The following is a 19382-nucleotide window of genomic DNA, read 5'->3' as shown; positions in this document are numbered from 1 at the left end:
CAGAATGAAAGAAGGGAACAAAGGATTTTTAACGGGGCTGCTGTTACTGGCTGCCGTCACCATCACACATGCGCAGTTAGCCAGCGGCTACGCAGCCCGCTATACACAACCGGGCGTCGATGTTCAGAACTACAATTTTTCGCTAACCTTAAGCGACTCTACCAACCAGATCAAGGGCGAAACCACCATCCGGTTCACCCGCGCCGACGATCGGCAAACGGTCTGGTTCGACCTGATCAGCCCGCGCGACTCATCTGGTACGGGTATGCGGGTGCGTTCGGTAAGCCTGTCGGATGGCAAGGCAGCTCCTTTCAGCCAGCGCAACGACCGGGTGTTCATTAATCTGCCAGCCGCGCCCAATCAGGCAACGGAAGTAGTGATCCGATACGACGGTATCCCGGCCCGGGGGCTTATTATCAGCCAGAATAAATTTGGAGAGCGAACCTTTTTCGGCGACAACTGGCCCAACAACGCCCGAAACTACCTGCCCGTAGTTGATCACCCGTCCGACAAAGCGACCTGTGCCTTCACCGTCAACGCCCCCGCAACATATCGCATCATCTCTAACGGAAAACTCCAAAGTGAGAGCAACCTGCCCGGTGGCCGCAAACTGACGCGCTGGCAGGAGAATACACCCATTCCGACGAAAGTAATGGTGATTGGTGCGGCCAGGTTTGCCGTCGACGAAGTAGGGTCTGTGAATGGTGTGCCCGTACAAAGCTGGCTCTACCCAAATGATAGCCAGAAAGGCTTTGTCGATTACCGTCCGGCCAAAGAGATTCTACAGTACTTCATTAATAAGGTTGGACCGTATTCGTACGAAAAACTGGCCAACGTGGAGTCGACCACGATTTTCGGCGGGATGGAAAACGCCAGTTGCATCTTTTACAATGAAAAAGTCATTGTTGGCAAGAAAGACTCCGACGTAGAGGCTTTGCTGGCACACGAAATTGCCCACCAGTGGTTTGGCAACTCCGCTACCGAAGCCGACTGGTCGCAGCTGTGGCTAAGTGAGGGGTTCGCCACTTATTTCTCGGCGCTCTACCTTGAACATGCTTACGGAAAGGACACGCTCAACGCCGTTATGAACCAGAATAAAGGTCAGATCTTCCGTTTCTCGGCGCTGAAACCAAAAGGAACCATCGTGGACTCAACGGCGTCGAACCTGATGGATCTGCTTAACCCGAACTCCTACCAGAAAGGCGGCTGGGTGCTCCACATGCTCCGCCACGAACTCGGCGACGATCTGTTTTGGAAAGGCATCCGGACGTATTACGAAAAGTATCGGAACGCCAACGCGCAAAGCAGCGATTTGCAGGCGGTGATGGAAGGCGTATCGGGTAAGAAATTAGGCCAGTTTTTCCAGCAATGGCTGCACCAGCCCGGCTACCCTGAAGTCATCTGGGGTTCAAAATACGATGCGGCCAAAAAGGCGTTAGTTATTGATGTTCGGCAGGCACAACGTTCGGGCGCGCTTTTTGTATTACCGCTCACGTTCAGCATCCGGGGAGCCAACGGCCGCGAAATCAGCCGCACCGCCCGCCTGAATATGACCGAACAAAACCAAACGTTCACCGTGCCGTTGGCCAGCAAACCAGCCTCCATTGCCATTGACCCCGACAATACCGTCCTGATGCGGGCCGTGGAGATGGGAAAGTAAATTCTTACCTTGTGTACCAAACAGCTGGAAGCTGTTTGTGTGAATGGAAAATCAGCTACCCGCCAACAGCTAGCCGGGTGGCCGGTGCCCAGCTATTTGATACCATACTACAAACCATGCTCAAGCGCGTATCTATCCAGAATTTTAAGAGCCTGAAAGACGTCACGCTCGACCTTCAGAAAATCAATTTGTTAATCGGCCCGAACAACTCGGGCAAGACGAATTTTCTGAAGGCGCTGGAGTTTTTTAAGTTTGCGGTTTTACAGGATGATGTGACTGCTGAGCGTCAGTCTCGCGATTTTCGATTCAAACGTTCCTTTGATAATCTGTCCATTGAGTTAATTCTCGAACGACAAGACGAGGAAATAACTTTTTCACGTGAATTTGTCTTCTCTGATCCATCCAGTGCAGTAGACGTAAAATCAGCACAGATAATTAAAAAGAATGGGGTCGAATTAGCAAGATATGATCAGGGATATCCTGATGTTACGTTTTTACGCCAAGAACTTAATTCGTTAAGCATTTACCGACCTGACCCTAATAAGCTAACTAAGCCTGGTCCGGTAGGCACTGGAGAAGACATAGTAAATGCTGATGCTTCTAATCTGATTGGTTTTTTAGATAGAATGCTGGGTAATAAGTACAGAAAGACTGTGTTTAATCGAATTGAAGAAGATTTGCAGATTTGCATTCCTGAGTTTGATGAAATTAATATAGATGACGATGCATCGCCCACAGAAGAATTAAAGAGGCTCTTTCCGAATAATTCGTTCAAGCGGCTTGGTCTAACTAACAGCAAACAAGGTATTACTTATTGGGCTGATGAACTTTCAGAAGGTACCCTCTATTTCCTCGCCCTTCTTTGTATCATCAACCAACCCAACCCCCCAAAACTCCTCCTTCTTGAAGAACCTGAAAAGGGTATTCACCCACGGCGGATTTTTGAAGTGATACAGTTCATTTTTAGACTGGCGGAGGAGAAGGATGTCCAGGTTATTATGACGACACACAGCCCGCTTGTGGTTGATATGTTCAAAGACATGCCGGAGTCCGTGTTCATCTTTGACAAAGATGACGAAGGAGCTACCCATGTTAAGAATCTACAACATGATGTGATTGAGCCCGAGACAGCTAAAAGTAAGGCGTTAGGAATTGAGCCACCACATTATACGGATTCGCTGGGCGATGCCTGGACAGTTGGCTTTTTGGGAGGAGTACCCAAATGAGCCGGATTATTACGTATGGGTTTTTTGGCGAAGACAAGGCTCAGCGCAACTTTCTCGAAAAATACCTCCATCATCAGTATCCTGATACATTCATCGAAGATGAGACAGAACGTTGGCGGTTCAAAGCTACAAACGGTCCTCAAGTGGATAAACTGCTGCCCGATGCCTTAAGGCAGCGAGCTATAATAGGTCTGGATATATTATTTGTCGGTCGTGATATAGATACTGAGCACAAGCCAACCATTAAGGCAAGGCAGGAAGGGTTTATAGGTAAGTGTACAAATCATCCCGTCGTTTTAATGCTTCCGGTTCAGTACATCGAATACTGGCTTTGGTATATAAAACGGCGTAAAGAAGAGCCAGGGAAAAACACACTATTGGAATCCTATACACGTTCGCAAGCTAAGCAGGCCGTGTATGGGGATACCAACCTTGTCAGCAAGCAGATTCTCTTAGCCGATGATATTCTGGCCAGTTTCGACTCTTCTTGGCTAGAGCAACGTTCCGATAGCTTCAAACATTTTCATAATCAGGTAAAAGCCTTTATTGATAAACAGGTTTAGCTTGCTTCATAAACAAATAACACCCCATAGCCTCACGACCGTGGGGTGTTTCATTATACAGCTTGGTAAACCGAACTCAATGTAGTCGTGCGCGTTACTGACTGCGTAGCCTTGATAGGGCAACGTTACAAGTAACGGAGCGATCTCAACTCGTATCATTTATGAACCCCTTTATTTTAGCCTTGATGATTCGCGGGCAGAACGTGCAGATTCATCAACACGCGGCCTATCAAATTGTCGTTTCACTTGGCGAACCTTTCACATCGGTCATCGATGGGACGCCCCATCAACATATTACAGGATTTATTATCAAACCGCAGGTAGCCCATTTGTGTACCGTCAACGGAGAAACTCCCTTGACTATCATCAATGTAGAACCTTATTCGCGGGCCAGTTTACAACTGCTGTCTTTATTTGAGCCAGACCAGAACGTAATTGTTTTGTCTTCAACGGCCGATGTATACCATCATTTTGCGCCATTTATACACCAGGATTCATCAAATTGGCCGCTCGGAATTACTCACTTTCTGACGCTTAACCACTCCGCTGATTCAGTGGATCAGCGTGTACAGACCATTATTCGCCAGATCGAAGCCCATTTCACCACCAACACGCTTACGCCCAGCGTACTGGCTGAACAGGTGTTTTTATCGCCTTCGCGCCTGACGGCGTTATTCAAAAAAGAGACGGGCAGCAGTGTATCCAAATACCTGCTTTGGAAACGACTTCGCCATGCTGTCGTCTGTGCGCTTACCGACCGAAGCCGCCACCTGACCGAAATTGCTTATGAATCGGGATTTTATGACCAGGCGCAACTCAACAAGTACATGTATGAAATGCTGGGAGTTGCCCCACGGGCCTTCAAGCAAAACAGTGATCTGATACAAGTTTTGTGAGCGGCCCACACCGACTTTTGCTACCGCCATAGGCCAAAAGACATATAAACAAACAAGGCAATGAAAACGGTAGTCTATCATAAATTCGGCGGCACCGATGTGCTGCAAATCACCGAAGCCCCCATGCCCACGCCTGGTACACACGACGTGCTGGTAAACGTTAAAGCGGTTTCGATCAATCCATTGGACGGCAAAATTCGCCGGGGTGAAATGAAGTTGATGTCAGGTACCAAATTCCCCAAAGGAGTTGGTGTAGACTTTGCCGGTGTGGTGACGGCGGTAGGTGCAGCTGTAACGGGCTTTTCGGTAGGCGATGACGTATTTGGGGCGGTCGACACCATGAAAGGGGGCGCTCTGGCAGAATATATTGCCGTCCCGGCTAAATCTGTCTGGCACAAACCATCGTCGATCAGTTTTGCTCAGGCCGCGTCGATTATGGTAGTCGGTTCGGGAGCGTACACGGCACTGGTCGAGCTGGGACACATCAAAGAAGGCTCGGAGGTGCTGCTGAACGGTGCATCGGGCGGTATGGGCATGGTAGCAATTCAACTGGCCAAACAGGCGGGCGCTGTTGTTACGGCAGTCGCTGGTCCCGCTGGTCTGCCGTTTGTGCAGAAATGGGGAGCCGATCGGGTAGTGGATTACACAAAACAGGACGTTCGGGAGTTGACTACGCAGTTCGACATAATTTTCGACCTGTCCGCGAAACTGCCTTTCCATGACGCCAAACCTCTGATGAAAGAACACGCGGTGTTTATTAATCCGGTGCCTCAACCGGTCGACATTGTAACGACGACATTGACGAATCTTGTAACGGGTAAGAAAGACAAAATGCTTTTATCGAGCCCCGGCCCGGCGAGCGCGAATTTTATGCTTGAGGCTATCGGAAAAGGGCTTCAGATTGAGGTAACGAAAACCTTTCCCCTGGCCGATGTAATCGCTGCTTACCAATACACCGAAAAGGGAAGTAACATTGGTAAAACAGTGATTGAACTGTAAGAAACCGTTGAAGAAGTGAAATCCAGGCAGGTTTGTATTGGATAACAGTATCAACCAACGATATGGAAATCCGCAGCCTCGCGAACGTCAATGAACGCATAACGGACTCTACAGCTTTGGTCATACTCTTGTAAACAGAACGGCACCACGATCTTATGACGTGGTGCCGTTCTGTTGGTATGTACCGTTGACATTAGTTCAGCGTAATGGTGCGGCTGACCGATTGCAAAGGCGTGGTGCTCAGCGTAACGGGATGCTCGGACACATCGCTGCCCGACACAATCTCGACCGTGTAAGCCCCATCTTTCAGATCCGAGAGGTCGAACTGAAAGTGGAAATTGCCCTGTTTTTTGCCGACCGACTGTGCGCCCAGGATTCTCCCGTCTGATGCTTTAAACGATACCGTCATCGTCTGACCGGGTGCCCGTTCAACGTATACGTTGAGTTTGGATGGAATGGCCGATGGGAAAACAGCGGCTTTGTACGAGTTCGTTGTAACGGTTGGGTTGGCTGTTGTGGTTGGGTGTGTGGTTGCTGCTGAGGCAAGAGTGGCGGTGCTTAGAAGCAACGCAGTCAGTAATGATTGAGCTAACGTTTTCATGATGTTTTTGTATTTGTTGTTGGTTTTAAAAGAAGAACAGGTCAAAGGTATGGCGCTTTAAACCGCTCATGAATAGGCGGTTGAGTGAACAATCGGAAAGGCAGGCTGAACTGGTAAAAACGGGTAACGAACTGTGCAGAAAGGGGAGGAGCAGCCGCAACGTTAGGGAGTGGTCAAACGAACGATGGGCTTCCGGCGTTTAGTGATAAACCACAGAACGAACATAAGTCGGCCAGCGTGGCCCTTCACCAACATGAACTACTACAAATCCATCATCGATACCATTGGTAATACGCCATTGGTGAAGCTCAATAAAGTCACGAAAGGAAATCGGGGGACGATACTGGCGAAGGTCGAGTATTTCAACCCCGGCAACTCGGTGAAAGATCGTATCGCTGTACGCATGATTGAAGATGCCGAAGCGCGGGGCGTTCTCAAACCCGGCGGCACCATTATTGAAGGCACCAGCGGCAATACGGGTATGGGTCTGGCGCTGGCGGCTATCGGCAAAGGCTACAAATGCATTTTTACGATGGCCGATAAACAATCGCAGGAGAAGATCGACATTCTGCGGGCGGTGGGCGCTGAAGTTGTCGTTTGCCCCACCAATGTGGCTCCCGACGATCCACGTTCGTATTACTCTGTCGCTAAAAAGCTGAACCGCGATATACCTAATTCGCTCTATCCAAACCAGTACGATAACCCCGCTAACACGGCCGCGCACTACGAAACCACGGGGCCCGAAATATGGCGGGATACTGACGGCAAAATCACGCACTTTGCTGCTGGCGTCGGTACGGGCGGCACCATCTGCGGTACGTCGAAATTCCTGAAAGAACAAAACCCAGGCATCGTTTCGCTGGGACTGGATACGTACGGTTCTGTATTCAAGAAATACAAAGAAACCGGCCAGTTCGACGAAGGCGAAATTTACCCATACCTGACCGAAGGCATCGGCGAAGATATTCTTCCGCAGAACGTTGATTTTAGCGTGATCGACTACTTCGAGAAGGTAACCGACAAAGATGCGGCCATTATGACTCGTCGGTTAGCGCGCGAAGAAGGCCTGTTCGTAGGCTGGTCGTGCGGTACTGCTGTGCATGGCGCGCTGGAATGGGCCAAAACCCACCTTACCGACGACGATGTAATGGTGATTCTGCTGCCCGATCACGGCACGCGTTACCTCGCCAAAATTTACAACGATACCTGGATGAAAGACCACGGCTTTCTGGAAGACCGCGCTTTCAAAACCGCCCGGGATATTGTTCAGCATAAGACGGGCCAGTCGCAACTAACGACCATTGGCGTTGGCGTTTCCGTAAGTCAGGCCATTCAGGTTCTGAACCGCTACGGCATTTCGCAGATTCCGGTAACGGACGAAAATGGATACATTGTCGGTAGCCTCACTGACTCCACTGTCCTGAATCGACTTATCGACGATCCGGCGGTGAAAGATCACCCGGTTAGCGAGTTGATGGATAAGCCCTTCAAGTTCGTGGGACTGGATAATACCATCGACGCCCTTTCATCGCTCATTGACCGAGACAACAAAGCGTTACTGGTACGCGACGAGCGGGAACAGGTGCATATCATCACGCAAGCCGACTTGCTGGCGGCAATGACGAATTAGGGGAGAAAGGGATAAAGGAGGAGGGGGACGAGAGGGAGGAAAGGGATTGTCCCCTAACCATTTTCCCTCTCGTCCCCCTCCTCCTTTATCCCTTTTACCGCCTGTTATCCCCGCCTTCTACCATACTCAAATAGCTCATGTAGCGGCTTTCGGCTATTTCTTCTTCAGCGACGGCTTCTTTAATGGCGCAGCCGGGCTCGTTGATGTGCAGGCAGTTGTTGAAACGACATTGGTTCAGTCGGTCGCGCATTTCGGGAAAGTAGTGGCCTATTTCTGTTTTCGAGGTGTCCATCAACCCTAGTTCTTTAATACCGGGCGTATCGATAATGAACGTATTTGGGGCCAGTTCAAACATCTCGGCGAAGGTGGTCGTGTGAACACCCTTGTTGGCAAAGGACGATACTTCGTTCGTGCGCAGATTGAGGCCCGGCGCAATGGCGTTCACGAGGGATGATTTTCCCACGCCCGAGTGTCCGGCCACTAGTGTTACTTTCTGGTCGAGTAACGCCCGGAAGGCTTCCACGCCCACGCCCTCGGTAGCTGAGGTCGACAGGCAATTGTAGCCAATGCGCTCGTATAAGTCGATGATTTCCTGCTGAAATTCCAGCCCTTCGTCGTTCAGGATGTCGATTTTGTTGAAAACGATGGTTGTCGGAATACGGAACGATTCGGCGGAGACCAGAAACCGGTCGATGAATCCTGCCGACGTTCGGGGCATGGCCAGCGTAGCCAGCAGCACCGCCTGGTCGAGGTTGGCCGCCAGAATATGACCGTGGGCCGTTTTATGGACAGATTGCCGGATAATGTAATTGTCGCGGGGCGAAATGTCGGTGATGATAGCCGTGTTCTCAGCTTCATCTTCCACGTCAAATACAACCCGGTCGCCTACGGCAATTGGGTTAGTGACCTTGAGGTCTTTCAGTTTGAACTTTCCTTTCAGCCGACCCTGAAAAATATGTCCGTCTGCGTTACGAATCTCGTACCAGGAGCCGGTTGAACGTATGACTAAGCCTTGTTGCAATTTTTAAAGAGTGAAAGGGTGAAAAGCGAAAGAGTGAAAGAGTGAAAGAGTGAGTGGCATGAACGCCCGTTGCATTATGGCAGATCGCTCTTTAATTGCCGTACAACTTCCATAACCTTCGCCGTTGCGCCAATGTTCCGCTGCACATAATCCCGGCTTATTTGAGCTGACAGCCGGGGGTTCTCGTACTGTTTTATGAACGATGTTGCTAATTCTTCTGCGTTATGAATTGGGAAAGCGACCCCTTCCTGCACGAGATCAATGGCTTCCTGATACTTTTCGAATTCCGGTCCAAAAAAGAGGGGCATACCAAAAGTAGCAGCTTCCAGAATGTTATGTAACCCCTGCTTAAAGGCCCCCCCAATGTAAGCGAACTCACCGTATTGATAGAGCGACGAGAGCATGCCGATGTTATCGATAAACAGTATGTCGAAGGAGCCGACAGTATCTGTATGGGCTATCGAAAACCGTACCGACGACTTTGTCAGTTGCTTCTGCCAGCGTTCAATTTCTTCATCATGAATCTCATGCGGGGCGATAATGACTTTCAGTGGCTTGTTAAACGAGTTGAGGAACGGGATTAGGACAGCCATATCATCGGGCCAGGCACTACCGATAACCAGCAACGGGTCATTGGCCTTAAACGCTTCGGCCACAGGAATCACCTTTTTGGTGACTACCACCTGTGATACCCGGTCGAAACGCGTATCGCCACCTAGGGTCACGCTGGTCAGGCCAATTCCCTTTAACAAGTCGACGGATTCCTGATTCTGCACCAGAATATGATCGAAGTAGCGAAGCATATTTCGGTAAAACTGCCCCCAGGGTTTAAAAAAGAGCTGATTCGGGCGGAAAATGGCCGAGAAGGAAATGACCGGAACCCCCGCTGTTTTTAACTCGCGCAGATAGTTGTACCAAAACTCGTACTTGATGAAAAAGGCAATCCGGGGTTTCACGATGTCAACAAACTGCCGGGCATTGGCGGGTGTGTCGGCGGGTAAATAGGCGATGTAATCGGCACCATCGTAGTCTTTCCGAACTTCATAACCGGAGGGAGAGAAGAACGTCAACAGAATCTTATAATCGGGATAGGCTGCCCGGAAGGCTTCAATTACCGGTCGGCCTTGCTCAAATTCACCCAGCGAAGCCGCGTGGAACCAGGCAATAGGGCTTGTGTTGGCGGTAAGGCGCTGCCGCAGGGCCACTGCCCAACCGCGACGGCCATCCACCCAGAGTCTTGCTTTTGGGTTGAAAGGAGCTACTAATCGCAATAGGGATTGAAAAGCAAGAATGCCGGTGTTATAGATACCCGAAAACAAGCGATGCGATGGTTGGTTATAGTTAGCAAAACTACGAACTCATTTGATAAACCACCGCTCATGCACGCATACGATACACTTACCGAAGCCCTGGAAGGCTTGCGAGCCCAGGGATTTACGCAGGACTATAACCTTAAACCCGACCACCTGCACTGCCAGCCTGACAATATTGAATTACGGCCGGCCGACTTCGACGTCGTCGAGGTTTATCGCTTTGAAGGGACAACTGATCCGGGCGACGAGATGGTTTTGTATGCTATTGAAGCCCGGAATGGTAACAAAGGGACATTAGTTGATGCGTACGGGACTTATGCCGAAGCGATCACAACAGAAATGGCTGAAAAACTACGATATACACCGGAAAATTGACGAACTTTTCATAAGTAAAAATGATTTTACGTCAACAGAATGTATGTCGGTACAATGAACTGGAATAAGATAACGAGTGACACTCAATTAGATACGATCAAAGAAGAGTCAGCAAAGCAGCCTGTGTTGATCTTCAAACACAGCACAACTTGTTCAATAAGTGCTATGGCGCTTAGCCGGATGGAACGCAACTGGAATGACCAGCTTGGTGTGAAGCCGTATTATCTCGACTTATTAGCCAATCGGCCTATTTCCAATAAAATTGAACACTTATTTGGCGTTGAACACGAGTCGCCCCAGGTGTTATTGATTCGCAACGGTGCCTGCGTGTATGACGCATCGCACATGGCCATCTCGTTTGCCGGCATTCAGCAGGCAGTTTAAAGGACGGTATTAGGAGTTAGATGTGAGGAGGGCTGACGCAAAAGCAATACATGCGTCAGCCCTCCTCACATCTAACTCCTCGCTCCTGACTACTCCTTTAAAGTTATCTTCGCCCGGTGGCAGACGCCCCCGATGGGTGGGTTAAATTTGGACACGCTCACCTCCACGGCGTCGAGTTCAGCGTAAGTCGATCTGATTTCCTGAATGATCTGGTGAGCAATGTGTTCGAGCAGTCGGGCGGGCTGTTTCATAACACCGGCCGTAATGCGGTATAAATCCTCGTAATTGACTGTGGCACTGAGCCGGTCTCGCCGGGCAGCTTCCGAAAAATCGGCGGTTACCACAATATCGACCGAATACTTATTGCCGATTTTCTGCTCCTCGTCGTAAAAGCCGTGGTACGAAAAAAACTCTAATCCTTCTAAGGCAATTGTTCCCATAACGTGGTATGAAGACGTGTCAGCCCGATAAAAACCTTCTTCTTGTGTGGGTTTTTATCGGGCTGACACGTTTCTCTAGTGCTTATATCTGGTCGAAAAATGAACCTGTTTTCTTAGTAGTCACCTCTTCCGTCGATTCGGCGGGGGCGGGTTCTCGTTCAGGGGTATTCACCTCGGCCAATACCGGTTCGGGTGTTTTGTCTTCAACAACCACGTCGTTATCGGCCGTAACGGGAGCCGTTTCCTGATGATCGTGTTGAAGAACTTCGTCAAGTTTTTCGACAACCGATTCATCCACTGGAATAGCTTCCTGAATAGATGCTTCCCGTTCGGTCAACGGCGGCAGTTCGGCTACAGCGTCAGCGGTGATGGCCGTGTCGGTGGGCAGCACTTCTGCTTCGCCTTCCGGTTGCTTCACTTCTTCTTTGAGTTGTGCTGTTACGTCGTCGAGTTTACCTTTCAGGTTCTGCCGGTTAAACTTCTTTTCGAAGCGATCCACGCTGTCAACGGCATTGTTGGCGAGGGTACGAATCTGAACGGCCAGGTTTTCCTTGTAGCTTTCCAGCGCCTTAAAATCGTGTTCCAGCGATTTAAGGTCATTGAGGATGTTATCCTTTAAGTACCGGGCCTGGTTTTCGGCATCCTGCACCATCAAGGCCGACTTTTTTCGGGCGTCGGCCAGCATGTCGTCAGCTTTCTGCCGGGCTTCATCAACGTATTTTTCGCCCGCTTTATTCGCCTGGTCGGTAATTTGAGCGCTTGTGTCCTCAGCCGTTTTTAGGGTACGAAACAGCGTCATCTCTACCTCCTTCAGCTTGCCCAGTTCTTTCTCAGCTATCTCAAGCTGCATCTTCAACATTTTATGTTCATTGGTCAAACGTTCCCATTCCTGAGATAGTGAAACCAGAAATGCATCGACATCTTCCGTTTTGTAGCCGCGCAACCCTTTGTCAAACGTGTGTTGCCGGATTTCGATGGGCGTAATTTTCATTGGTGCGCCAAGGGTTTTAATGAGTTACTGAATAGCCAGATAAAGGTGAATTAACGGCCTTAATACCTATTTTACAAAAAATAGCCTGAAAAATAGCCGAATCCTATTTAAGCTATCTGTATTGAGTCGTTTATCTCTATGTATCATGTCAATTTCCATACCGAAATGGTGCGGTCGTCGCTGGCCGAAAGAAGAAATTCATTGTAGTCGGTCCATAATACTTTATTGACCGATGTGCCATGCCCGGCATGTCTCGCCCGATCCACGACCTTCACTAACTTGTAGCTATCGGCGTCCCAGATTTTAATGGACTTATCCATGCTGGCGGTAGCCATCAGACTACCCGATGGGTTGAAGGAAAGATGATTGATGGCAAACATATGCGCCACAACATCATGCTGCAGGGCATAGTCCTGTTCAACGTCCCACACTTTCAAATGAGCATCGCGGCCAGCCGTGATCAGGTGCTGAAAGTCGGGCGAGTAGGCAAGGGTGAATACCGAATTGCTATGCGCCGGAATTACCTGCTTGATGTCAAACGTTGTTAAATCGAAAATACGCACAACATTATCGCTGTAGCCTACCGCCAGCTCGCGCTCAACGGGATTGACGGCGATACAGCGCGCCGACTGGTCGGATGCCTTCAGGTGTTTCCGGACCACAAGTGGGTTGGTGGAAACCACGGCGACAACACCATCTGAAAGCGCCAGAAACGCGTCTGTCTTGTGGAATTTAATGTCAAAAATGGCCGCTGATGTCAGCTTCAGCGAAGCCGTTTCCTGTTTTCGGAGCGGGTCGATCAGGTGAACACCTTCATAATTCTGGCCTACCCATAAAAGTCCGCTGGCCGGGTGCAGGGCCAGGGCGTATATGGACGTAGGCACTTTGGCAATCAGCTCGCCCAGATCGGGCCGGTTAAGATGCCATTGAACGACCTGACCATCGCCCCCCGCCGAAAAAAACTGTTCGGCCAGAGGGCCTCGTTCCAGCGCATACACCGGGTCGCGGTGCCCGCCGAACGTATCTATTTTTTCTACCAGCACTACTTCATTAAGACAAGTTGATGATCAAAGGTCGTGAATCCTTTCTTTTTCTCGAACGACTTCCGATTTTTGATGGTGACTTTTCAACTAGATATATCCAGCGACTGTATTGCGCTGCTTCGGGCCATCACCGAAGATGAGCCGACATTACAGGCCGGACTATTGCTGACACCATCCGAACAGGAAGATTTAGCCGCCATCACACACCCCTCGCAGCGGATCGAATGGCTGGCTTGCCGGGCGGCTATTCGGCAGTTGGTCGAAGCACAAGGCGTCGATTACCGGGGTTTGCAAAAAGATGAATATGGAAAACCGCATCTTATCGACTCGCCCTGGTATGTATCGTTGTCGCATACCAATGGATGGGCGGCAGCCGTACTCCATCGGTCTCGCCCGGTAGGTATCGATATTGAGCCCATCCGGGAGCAGTTCCGGCGGGTTGTGCCGCGCGTATTGTCGGAGAGTGAGCTGGCCCACGCAGCCGGTGACCCCAACCGACTGGCAGTTTACTGGTGTGCCAAGGAAGCTTTGTATAAGCTGTACGGAAAGCGGCAGCTCACCTTTCGGGAGCATTTGCTGATTGAGCCTTTCGCTGACGGGGCCGACCAGTTAACAGGCCATGTCCGTCTACCCAATCATCAGGAGCAGCTGATTATTCGTTGTTTTCAGGCCGGGCCGGGGTTGCTGGCAGTGGCCTATTAATGTACCCAGGGGATTCATCCCGTGATTTTACCTGGTAAATAAAAAAAACACGGGATAAATCCCCTGGGTACAAGTGGGTACGTTAGCGCTGTGTGTAGTCAGAAAGGGGGAGGCCGTCGCCATCGTCCCGAACGGCATTAAGGATTTGCTCAACTTCGCGAACGCGCTCGCTATCGCCGTTTTTCTCGAAGGCCAGCGTCAGATTTCGCAGCACCCGGCGGACTATATCGGCGTTTGTGCAAGGCTGATAGAACGTGTCCAGCCGTTTAATGTTCAGTTGGTCGATATACTGATCGATGTCTTTCGTAGTGAAAACCAGCCCGCGGTTAAACACATTGATATAGAACTGAACCCCGCTGCTGTTTTTGTAGGTCAGCACGAAGAGGTTGGGCAGGTTTACACCATATACCGGCAGGTTGAGCCGCTTGGCGATCAGCATGTACAGGACGCAAAGTGTAATCGGGTTGCCACGACGGGATTCGAGCACCTGATTGATCATCGAGTTGGCGGGTGAATGAAAGTGCTTGGTGTTGGGCGCAAATTTCAGTTTGGAGAAAAACGCGCTGTTCATCGCCTTGATCTGCTCGTCGGGGTGCATGTCGGCCTTGAAATCGACCCAGACATCATAATATAACTGTTCGACATCCTGTTTCAGCCGCTCAAGCGACAGGTCGGGGTATTGATAGGTGGCAACAATCCAAAGACCCTCCAGAAGATCCATGGCTCCCCCGTTTTTCCAGTCGCGCATGCGATCCAGAACGGATTCGTATTGGAGGTCATGAATGATCTCCTCAATACGTTTTTGCAGGGCAGGGTTAAAACTCGCTTCCCACTCCGACTCCAGAAAGGGAATCATTTGACCTCCCATTTGCCGTATTTGCTGTTCGACGTGTTCAACAACTTCCCGGTCTTCGTCGTCCAGAAGCGAGATAAGGGCTTTCAATTCGTTGTCGTTCATTAGTTTGTGTCGCTTTTGAAGAAGACCCTAGGATAAAAACTGTTTTTGAAACCTACTGAATATACTACTTTTGTGTTGCTCTAGGAGTTGCTATGCTAAAATAGCAACAAAAATTTTATAAAAAACGGTTTGACTCACTCAGGCAATTCTCAAAAAATTCTGGTTACCGGTGGCGCAGGATTCATTGGTTCCCACACGGTTGTTTCGTTGGTTAACGCCGGTTTTGAGCCGGTCATCATCGATGATTTTTCCAACTCCGAACGCTCAGCCATCGACGGGTTGAGAGCCATTTTGGGCCGCGACGTAACCTGTTATCCGGTAAATTGTAACGACGCCGGAGCGATGAACGATATCTTCACAAAAGAATCTCCCGTTGGCGTTATCCATTTTGCGGCTAACAAAGCCGTTGGCGAATCGGTGGCAAATCCGTTGAAGTATTACCGGAATAACCTGGATCCGCTCATGCTGCTGCTGGAGTTGATGCCGCAGCATTCGGTCAAGAATTTCGTGTTCTCCTCTTCGTGTACCGTATACGGCCAGCCCGAACATTTACCCGTAACGGAAGAGACGCCCCGGCTACCGGCTCAGTCGCCTTATGGCAATACAAAATCAATTGGCGAAGACATTATTCGGGATGCCGTTCGGGCGCAGATACCCGTAAAGGCACTGGCGCTTCGGTATTTTAATCCGATTGGGGCACATCCTTCCGCCGAAATTGGCGAATTACCCCTGGGCGTTCCGGCCAATCTGGTGCCGTTCATTACGCAGACAGCCGCCGGTATCCGTGCCAGCCTGACCGTGTATGGCGACGATTATAATACCCCCGATGGGACCTGTGTTCGCGACTATATCGATGTGGTGGATCTGGCCGATGCGCACGTGCAGGCACTCACAAAACTAATCGAGGCTGACGATGCCTGTTCCTACGATGTCATCAACATTGGTACCGGACGGGGTGAAACCGTTTTGAACGTGATTAAAACGTTTGAAGAGGCAACCGGCGTTAAGGTGAACTACAGCATTGGCCCCCGTCGCCCCGGTGATGTTGAGCAGGTGTACGCCGATGTTAGTAAGGCCAATAAGGTGCTCAACTGGTCGGCACAACGGACATTGGCTGAGTCACTGCGCGATGCGTGGCAGTGGCAACAGAAGTTAAGTGCAAAATAATATCGTTTTATAACGTAACTATGCAGTCTGATCATAGGGCCGTACAAAACATCTATAACTAGATACATATACAATGAAACTTCTAATCACGGGCGGAGCTGGCTTTATCGGCTCGCATGTTGTTCGATTATTCGTTACCAAATATCCTGAATATCAAATCTATAATCTCGATGCGCTGACGTATGCCGGTAATCTGGCCAACCTGTCAGACATTGAGCACGCGCCCAATTATACATTTATCAAAGGGGATATTACCGACGCCAAATTTCTGGAGGATATGTTCGCTGAACTGTCGCTGGACGGCGTTATTCACCTGGCTGCCGAATCGCACGTAGACCGGTCGATTACCGATCCTATGTCCTTCGTAATGACCAATGTAGTCGGTACCGTGAACCTGCTCAATGCGGCTAAAAATAGTTGGGCGTCTACCGGCGGTTTCGAAGGCAAGCGCTTCTACCACGTGTCGACCGACGAAGTGTACGGTTCCCTGCACAACCCCGAGGATTTCTTTACCGAAGAAACTCCCTACGACCCGCAATCGCCTTATTCGGCATCGAAAGCCGCTTCAGACCACTTTGTGCGGGCGTATGGCAATACGTATAAGCTACCCGTTGTGTTGTCGAACTGCTCCAACAACTACGGTCCGAATCATTTTCCGGAGAAACTAATTCCGCTGATGATTCATAATATTCAGACCAACAAACCACTGCCGGTATATGGCAAAGGGGAGAACGTTCGCGACTGGCTGTTTGTCGTTGACCACGCCCGGGCGATCGACGCAGTGTTCCACAAAGGCAAAGAGGGCGAAACCTATAACATTGGTGGCTTCAACGAGTGGAAGAACATCGACATCGTGAACCTGCTGTGCGGCATCATGGACCGTAAACTGGGACGGCCGGAGGGCACCTCGGCTCAATTGATCACCTACGTGACCGACCGGGCCGGGCATGATCTTCGTTACGCCATCGATGCGCATAAAATCATGAACGAACTGGGCTGGCAGCCATCCCTTCAGTTTGCAGAAGGCCTCGAAAAAACCGTCGACTGGTTCCTGGCGAATCAGGAATGGATGGATAACGTTACCTCGGGCGCTTATCAGAGTTATTACCAGGGTATGTACGCAAATCGTTAATAAAGGCGAAAGAGTGAAAGAGCAGAAGAGCGAAACCGGGCCCTGGTGCGGAGCAAAAAATTGATCCGCTGGTTGCTCTTTCGCTCTTGCACTCTTTCGCTCATTCACTCATTAAACAAATGAAAGGAATAATACTGGCCGGAGGCTCCGGCACACGTCTGCATCCGCTTACATTGGCTGTATCGAAGCAGTTGATGCCGGTGTATGACAAACCAATGATTTATTACCCGCTGTCTATTCTGATGCTGGCGGGTATCCGGGAGATTCTCATCATATCGACTCCCCACGATTTGCCGCATTTCGAAAAACTACTGGGCGATGGCGAACGCCTGGGATGTCGGTTCAGTTATGCCGTACAACCCAGCCCCGATGGTCTGGCGCAGGCCTTTATTATTGGCGAAGAGTTTATTGGCGACGATAAAGTGGCGCTGGTGCTGGGTGATAACATCTTCTACGGCTCCGGTCTGTCGAAGCTGCTCCAGGCCAACAACGACCCGGATGGTGGCGTAGTGTATGCCTATCAGGTGCACGACCCCGAACGGTATGGCGTTGTGGAGTTCGATAATGATTTCAACGTGTTGTCCATCGAGGAAAAGCCGGAAGAGCCCAAGTCAAATTACGCTGTTCCGGGCCTGTATTTCTACGATAACGACGTTGTTAATATTGCCAAGAACATAAAACCTTCAGTAAGAGGAGAACTGGAAATTACGGACATTAATCGCGTATATCTGGAACAGGGCAAGCTCAAAGTCGGTGTGCTCGACCGCGGAACCGCCTGGCTCGATACAGGTACGTTCGAATCGCTGATGCAGGCCGGCCAGTTCGTGCATGTCATTGAAGAGCGGCAGGGCCTGAAAATCGGTTGTCCGGAGGAGATTGCCTATCGCATGAAGTTCATCGATGGGGAGCAACTGGCTACCATTGCCAAACCACTCGTTAAAAGCGGTTACGGGGCCTACCTGCTGAATCTGTTGAAATAGTTGAGGCAGGGCTCCCGATGCCAGCAATTGACCGGGAGCCGACGCTCAATCATCTATATGAAAAAACGCCGAAGCAAGTTGCTCCGGCGTTTTTTGTTGACCTAACCTATGAGAAAAGTGTCGTTACTAAACTGAATCTATTGTGTGGACAGACGAGCTGTGTGAATAGATTGAATAAGACAAAGGTAGACTATGGTCAGGCGACTGTTTCAGCGCATAAACACCGATTTTAAGCCGCTGAGTATAAACAGGCAAAAGTCCGTAGTTTACTACGTAGAACTACGTATTGATAAGTATTTTATTTGGCATAAAACGCTTTATGTCAATTACTTAACTAATTTACGTATGATAAAGTAAAGTTGTCATGCAAACATAGACCCGCTAATTTAGATGCGCTTTCCGATTTTATCCATCCAGCACAACCTTACGTAAATTTCTAAATTACTTTTATGAGCGTGTTTACCAAAGACGCCGGGCGCATCCTCGACCCGCACGAAACCAAAGCTATGACAGGCGCCTACCAGGAACGTAAGCTGGAGGTTGGCCTTTCGAAAGATGAATATGTTCGTTCCGAATTTTTCGGTATCAACCAGGTTCAGTACTTACTCGACCAACCCGGCTGCATAGGATTACGTATCCACCATGCCAAACGGTGGGAAGATGCTGATGGCAAACCTGCCGAACCGGGTAAAGGCCAGCTGAAGCCGCGCGTTCTCTTAACGGGTGTCGATGAAAGAGGCCGGGATATGCCTATCCATGTAGACAAGGCAGGTATGAAAGATATGCCGGGAGCTACTGGAGGTATGAATGCATTAGGAGAAGGTAGACCATGTCCTCAGGATTGTGGTAATACAGAAGCACAATGAACCGTTACTTTACCGATTATCAAGAGTATCCTATAGTCTCAATAGCAGAATTAATAACCCTATTACCCATACTAATAGGGTTATTTCGCATTCGAACGTTTCAGTATGAAATAAGATTTCTAGTCATTCTGTTTATATTATTCTTTTTTAGAGATATATATTCAAATATTCTTGCTTCCACTCGAGAAAACAATCTCTTTCTTTATAATTTATTCTCCTTTTTTGAGATTGTCTTTATAGCGTTAATTTTCTACAGTAATTCAAAAATTCGCTCAAAAACATACAGGAAAATTATATTGTGGGGCTTATTAATTTCATTCGTTAGTAATATTTATTTCTACACGCAGAAAGACTTCTCAATTGGTAATTTTACCATCGTTAGAGTATATGGAATCGTTGTTACGATGACATTCTTCGAGCGGGTACTTTCCGAAC

At 49.4% G+C, this 19382-nt stretch carries 20 protein-coding genes; 13 read left to right on the top strand and 7 right to left on the bottom strand.

Going from position 1 to position 19382, the window contains the following annotated elements:
• Positions 1 to 4 precede the first annotated feature (4 nt).
• The 5 genes from ACYVK4_RS04335 to ACYVK4_RS04315 all read left to right on the top strand — a co-directional run bounded on the left by ACYVK4_RS04335 (position 5) and on the right by ACYVK4_RS04315 (position 5344).
• The gene (locus tag ACYVK4_RS04335) at positions 5 to 1660 is read left to right on the top strand and encodes a M1 family metallopeptidase (RefSeq protein ID WP_461126259.1); all 1656 of its coding nucleotides are present in this window, start codon (positions 5 to 7) and stop codon (positions 1658 to 1660) included.
• 116 nt (positions 1661 to 1776) lie between these two features.
• The gene (locus tag ACYVK4_RS04330) at positions 1777 to 2886 is read left to right on the top strand and encodes an AAA family ATPase (protein ID WP_461126657.1); all 1110 of its coding nucleotides are present in this window, start codon (positions 1777 to 1779) and stop codon (positions 2884 to 2886) included.
• Positions 2883 to 3449, top strand: a complete 567-nt coding sequence (locus ACYVK4_RS04325) for a hypothetical protein (RefSeq protein WP_461126258.1) — start codon at positions 2883 to 2885, stop codon at positions 3447 to 3449. Before ACYVK4_RS04330 ends, ACYVK4_RS04325 begins: the two co-directional genes overlap by 4 nt.
• Before the next feature lie 161 nt (positions 3450 to 3610).
• The gene (locus ACYVK4_RS04320) at positions 3611 to 4345 is read left to right on the top strand and encodes a helix-turn-helix domain-containing protein (protein WP_461126257.1); all 735 of its coding nucleotides are present in this window, start codon (positions 3611 to 3613) and stop codon (positions 4343 to 4345) included.
• A gap of 60 nt (positions 4346 to 4405) precedes the next feature.
• Positions 4406 to 5344, top strand: a complete 939-nt coding sequence (locus ACYVK4_RS04315; protein ID WP_461126256.1) for an NAD(P)-dependent alcohol dehydrogenase — start codon at positions 4406 to 4408, stop codon at positions 5342 to 5344.
• Between the two features lie 193 nt (positions 5345 to 5537).
• On the opposite strand, the gene ACYVK4_RS04310 is transcribed toward ACYVK4_RS04315, so the two are convergent.
• On the bottom strand, positions 5538 to 5945 hold the full coding sequence (locus ACYVK4_RS04310) for a hypothetical protein (RefSeq protein ID WP_461126255.1): 408 nt from the start codon (positions 5943 to 5945) through the stop codon (positions 5538 to 5540).
• A gap of 253 nt (positions 5946 to 6198) precedes the next feature.
• Between ACYVK4_RS04310 and ACYVK4_RS04305 the strand changes: the two genes are divergently transcribed.
• A complete protein-coding gene (locus ACYVK4_RS04305) occupies positions 6199 to 7575 on the top strand; it encodes a cystathionine beta-synthase (RefSeq protein ID WP_461126254.1) in 1377 nt (458 codons plus the stop codon).
• Positions 7576 to 7669: 94 nt separating this feature from the next.
• Here the strand turns inward: ACYVK4_RS04305 and rsgA are convergent, their stop codons facing one another.
• Both rsgA and ACYVK4_RS04295 read right to left on the bottom strand, forming a co-directional pair.
• Positions 7670 to 8596 carry a ribosome small subunit-dependent GTPase A gene (rsgA, locus tag ACYVK4_RS04300; RefSeq protein ID WP_461126253.1) on the bottom strand — a complete coding sequence of 309 codons (927 nt, stop codon included), beginning with the start codon at positions 8594 to 8596 and terminating at the stop codon, positions 7670 to 7672.
• 74 nt (positions 8597 to 8670) lie between these two features.
• Positions 8671 to 9915, bottom strand: coding sequence for a 3-deoxy-D-manno-octulosonic acid transferase (locus ACYVK4_RS04295; RefSeq protein WP_461126252.1), 1245 nt, complete (start codon positions 9913 to 9915; stop codon positions 8671 to 8673).
• 60 nt (positions 9916 to 9975) lie between these two features.
• Between ACYVK4_RS04295 and ACYVK4_RS04290 the strand changes: the two genes are divergently transcribed.
• Together ACYVK4_RS04290 and ytxJ are read left to right on the top strand one after the other, a co-directional pair.
• Entirely contained in the window at positions 9976 to 10284 is a 309-nt protein-coding gene (locus ACYVK4_RS04290; RefSeq protein ID WP_461126251.1) for a phosphoribosylpyrophosphate synthetase, read from the top strand.
• Positions 10285 to 10338: 54 nt separating this feature from the next.
• On the top strand, positions 10339 to 10668 hold the full coding sequence (gene ytxJ / locus ACYVK4_RS04285) for a bacillithiol system redox-active protein YtxJ (RefSeq protein WP_461126250.1): 330 nt from the start codon (positions 10339 to 10341) through the stop codon (positions 10666 to 10668).
• A gap of 89 nt (positions 10669 to 10757) precedes the next feature.
• On the opposite strand, the gene folB is transcribed toward ytxJ, so the two are convergent.
• The 3 genes from folB to ACYVK4_RS04270 form a co-directional block, all read right to left on the bottom strand.
• The gene (folB, locus tag ACYVK4_RS04280; protein ID WP_461126249.1) at positions 10758 to 11108 is read right to left on the bottom strand and encodes a dihydroneopterin aldolase; all 351 of its coding nucleotides are present in this window, start codon (positions 11106 to 11108) and stop codon (positions 10758 to 10760) included.
• Positions 11109 to 11190: 82 nt separating this feature from the next.
• Positions 11191 to 12099 carry a DivIVA domain-containing protein gene (locus ACYVK4_RS04275; protein WP_461126248.1) on the bottom strand — a complete coding sequence of 303 codons (909 nt, stop codon included), beginning with the start codon at positions 12097 to 12099 and terminating at the stop codon, positions 11191 to 11193.
• Between the two features lie 143 nt (positions 12100 to 12242).
• On the bottom strand, positions 12243 to 13142 hold the full coding sequence (locus tag ACYVK4_RS04270) for a WD40 repeat domain-containing protein (RefSeq protein WP_461126247.1): 900 nt from the start codon (positions 13140 to 13142) through the stop codon (positions 12243 to 12245).
• Positions 13143 to 13175: 33 nt separating this feature from the next.
• On the opposite strand from ACYVK4_RS04270, the gene ACYVK4_RS04265 reads away from it, so the two are divergent.
• Positions 13176 to 13844, top strand: a complete 669-nt coding sequence (locus ACYVK4_RS04265; protein WP_461126246.1) for a 4'-phosphopantetheinyl transferase family protein — start codon at positions 13176 to 13178, stop codon at positions 13842 to 13844.
• 82 nt (positions 13845 to 13926) lie between these two features.
• On the opposite strand, the gene ACYVK4_RS04260 is transcribed toward ACYVK4_RS04265, so the two are convergent.
• Positions 13927 to 14802 (bottom strand): transglutaminase-like domain-containing protein, encoded by an 876-nt coding sequence (locus tag ACYVK4_RS04260; RefSeq protein ID WP_461126245.1) that lies wholly within the window; start codon positions 14800 to 14802, stop codon positions 13927 to 13929.
• A gap of 129 nt (positions 14803 to 14931) precedes the next feature.
• Here ACYVK4_RS04260 and galE point away from each other — a divergent pair, with 129 nt between their 5' ends.
• From galE to ACYVK4_RS04240, 4 genes are all read left to right on the top strand, one after another.
• Entirely contained in the window at positions 14932 to 15969 is a 1038-nt protein-coding gene (gene galE, locus ACYVK4_RS04255) for a UDP-glucose 4-epimerase GalE (protein ID WP_461126244.1), read from the top strand.
• 73 nt (positions 15970 to 16042) lie between these two features.
• The gene (rfbB, locus tag ACYVK4_RS04250; protein ID WP_461126243.1) at positions 16043 to 17101 is read left to right on the top strand and encodes a dTDP-glucose 4,6-dehydratase; all 1059 of its coding nucleotides are present in this window, start codon (positions 16043 to 16045) and stop codon (positions 17099 to 17101) included.
• Between the two features lie 119 nt (positions 17102 to 17220).
• Positions 17221 to 18081, top strand: coding sequence for a glucose-1-phosphate thymidylyltransferase RfbA (gene rfbA / locus ACYVK4_RS04245; protein WP_461126242.1), 861 nt, complete (start codon positions 17221 to 17223; stop codon positions 18079 to 18081).
• Positions 18082 to 18530: 449 nt separating this feature from the next.
• Positions 18531 to 18947: a hypothetical protein gene (locus ACYVK4_RS04240; RefSeq protein ID WP_461126241.1), complete on the top strand. Its 417-nt coding sequence runs from the start codon at positions 18531 to 18533 to the stop codon at positions 18945 to 18947.
• The last annotated feature ends 435 nt before the right edge of the window (positions 18948 to 19382 follow it).

This window comes from Spirosoma aerophilum (genome assembly GCF_054782495.1).
This window is presented reverse-complemented; position numbering and strand designations above follow the sequence as displayed.

Excerpts from the sequence above, each read along its gene's own strand:
- ACYVK4_RS04330 (WP_461126657.1), top strand. The coding sequence starts at position 1,777 with ATGCTCAAGCGCGTATCTATCCAGAATTTTAAGAGCCTGAAAGACGTC.
- ACYVK4_RS04290 (WP_461126251.1), top strand. The coding sequence starts at position 9,976 with ATGCACGCATACGATACACTTACCGAAGCCCTGGAAGGCTTGCGAGCC.
- folB (WP_461126249.1), bottom strand. The coding sequence starts at position 11,108 with ATGGGAACAATTGCCTTAGAAGGATTAGAGTTTTTTTCGTACCACGGC.
- ACYVK4_RS04335 (WP_461126259.1), top strand. The coding sequence starts at position 5 with ATGAAAGAAGGGAACAAAGGATTTTTAACGGGGCTGCTGTTACTGGCT.
- rfbB (WP_461126243.1), top strand. The coding sequence starts at position 16,043 with ATGAAACTTCTAATCACGGGCGGAGCTGGCTTTATCGGCTCGCATGTT.
- rfbA (WP_461126242.1), top strand. The coding sequence starts at position 17,221 with ATGAAAGGAATAATACTGGCCGGAGGCTCCGGCACACGTCTGCATCCG.
- ACYVK4_RS04275 (WP_461126248.1), bottom strand. The coding sequence starts at position 12,099 with ATGAAAATTACGCCCATCGAAATCCGGCAACACACGTTTGACAAAGGG.
- ACYVK4_RS04320 (WP_461126257.1), top strand. The coding sequence starts at position 3,611 with ATGAACCCCTTTATTTTAGCCTTGATGATTCGCGGGCAGAACGTGCAG.
- ACYVK4_RS04240 (WP_461126241.1), top strand. The coding sequence starts at position 18,531 with ATGAGCGTGTTTACCAAAGACGCCGGGCGCATCCTCGACCCGCACGAA.
- ACYVK4_RS04325 (WP_461126258.1), top strand. The coding sequence starts at position 2,883 with ATGAGCCGGATTATTACGTATGGGTTTTTTGGCGAAGACAAGGCTCAG.
- ytxJ (WP_461126250.1), top strand. The coding sequence starts at position 10,339 with ATGAACTGGAATAAGATAACGAGTGACACTCAATTAGATACGATCAAA.
- ACYVK4_RS04310 (WP_461126255.1), bottom strand. The coding sequence starts at position 5,945 with ATGAAAACGTTAGCTCAATCATTACTGACTGCGTTGCTTCTAAGCACC.
- ACYVK4_RS04315 (WP_461126256.1), top strand. The coding sequence starts at position 4,406 with ATGAAAACGGTAGTCTATCATAAATTCGGCGGCACCGATGTGCTGCAA.
- ACYVK4_RS04305 (WP_461126254.1), top strand. The coding sequence starts at position 6,199 with ATGAACTACTACAAATCCATCATCGATACCATTGGTAATACGCCATTG.
- ACYVK4_RS04260 (WP_461126245.1), bottom strand. The coding sequence starts at position 14,802 with ATGAACGACAACGAATTGAAAGCCCTTATCTCGCTTCTGGACGACGAA.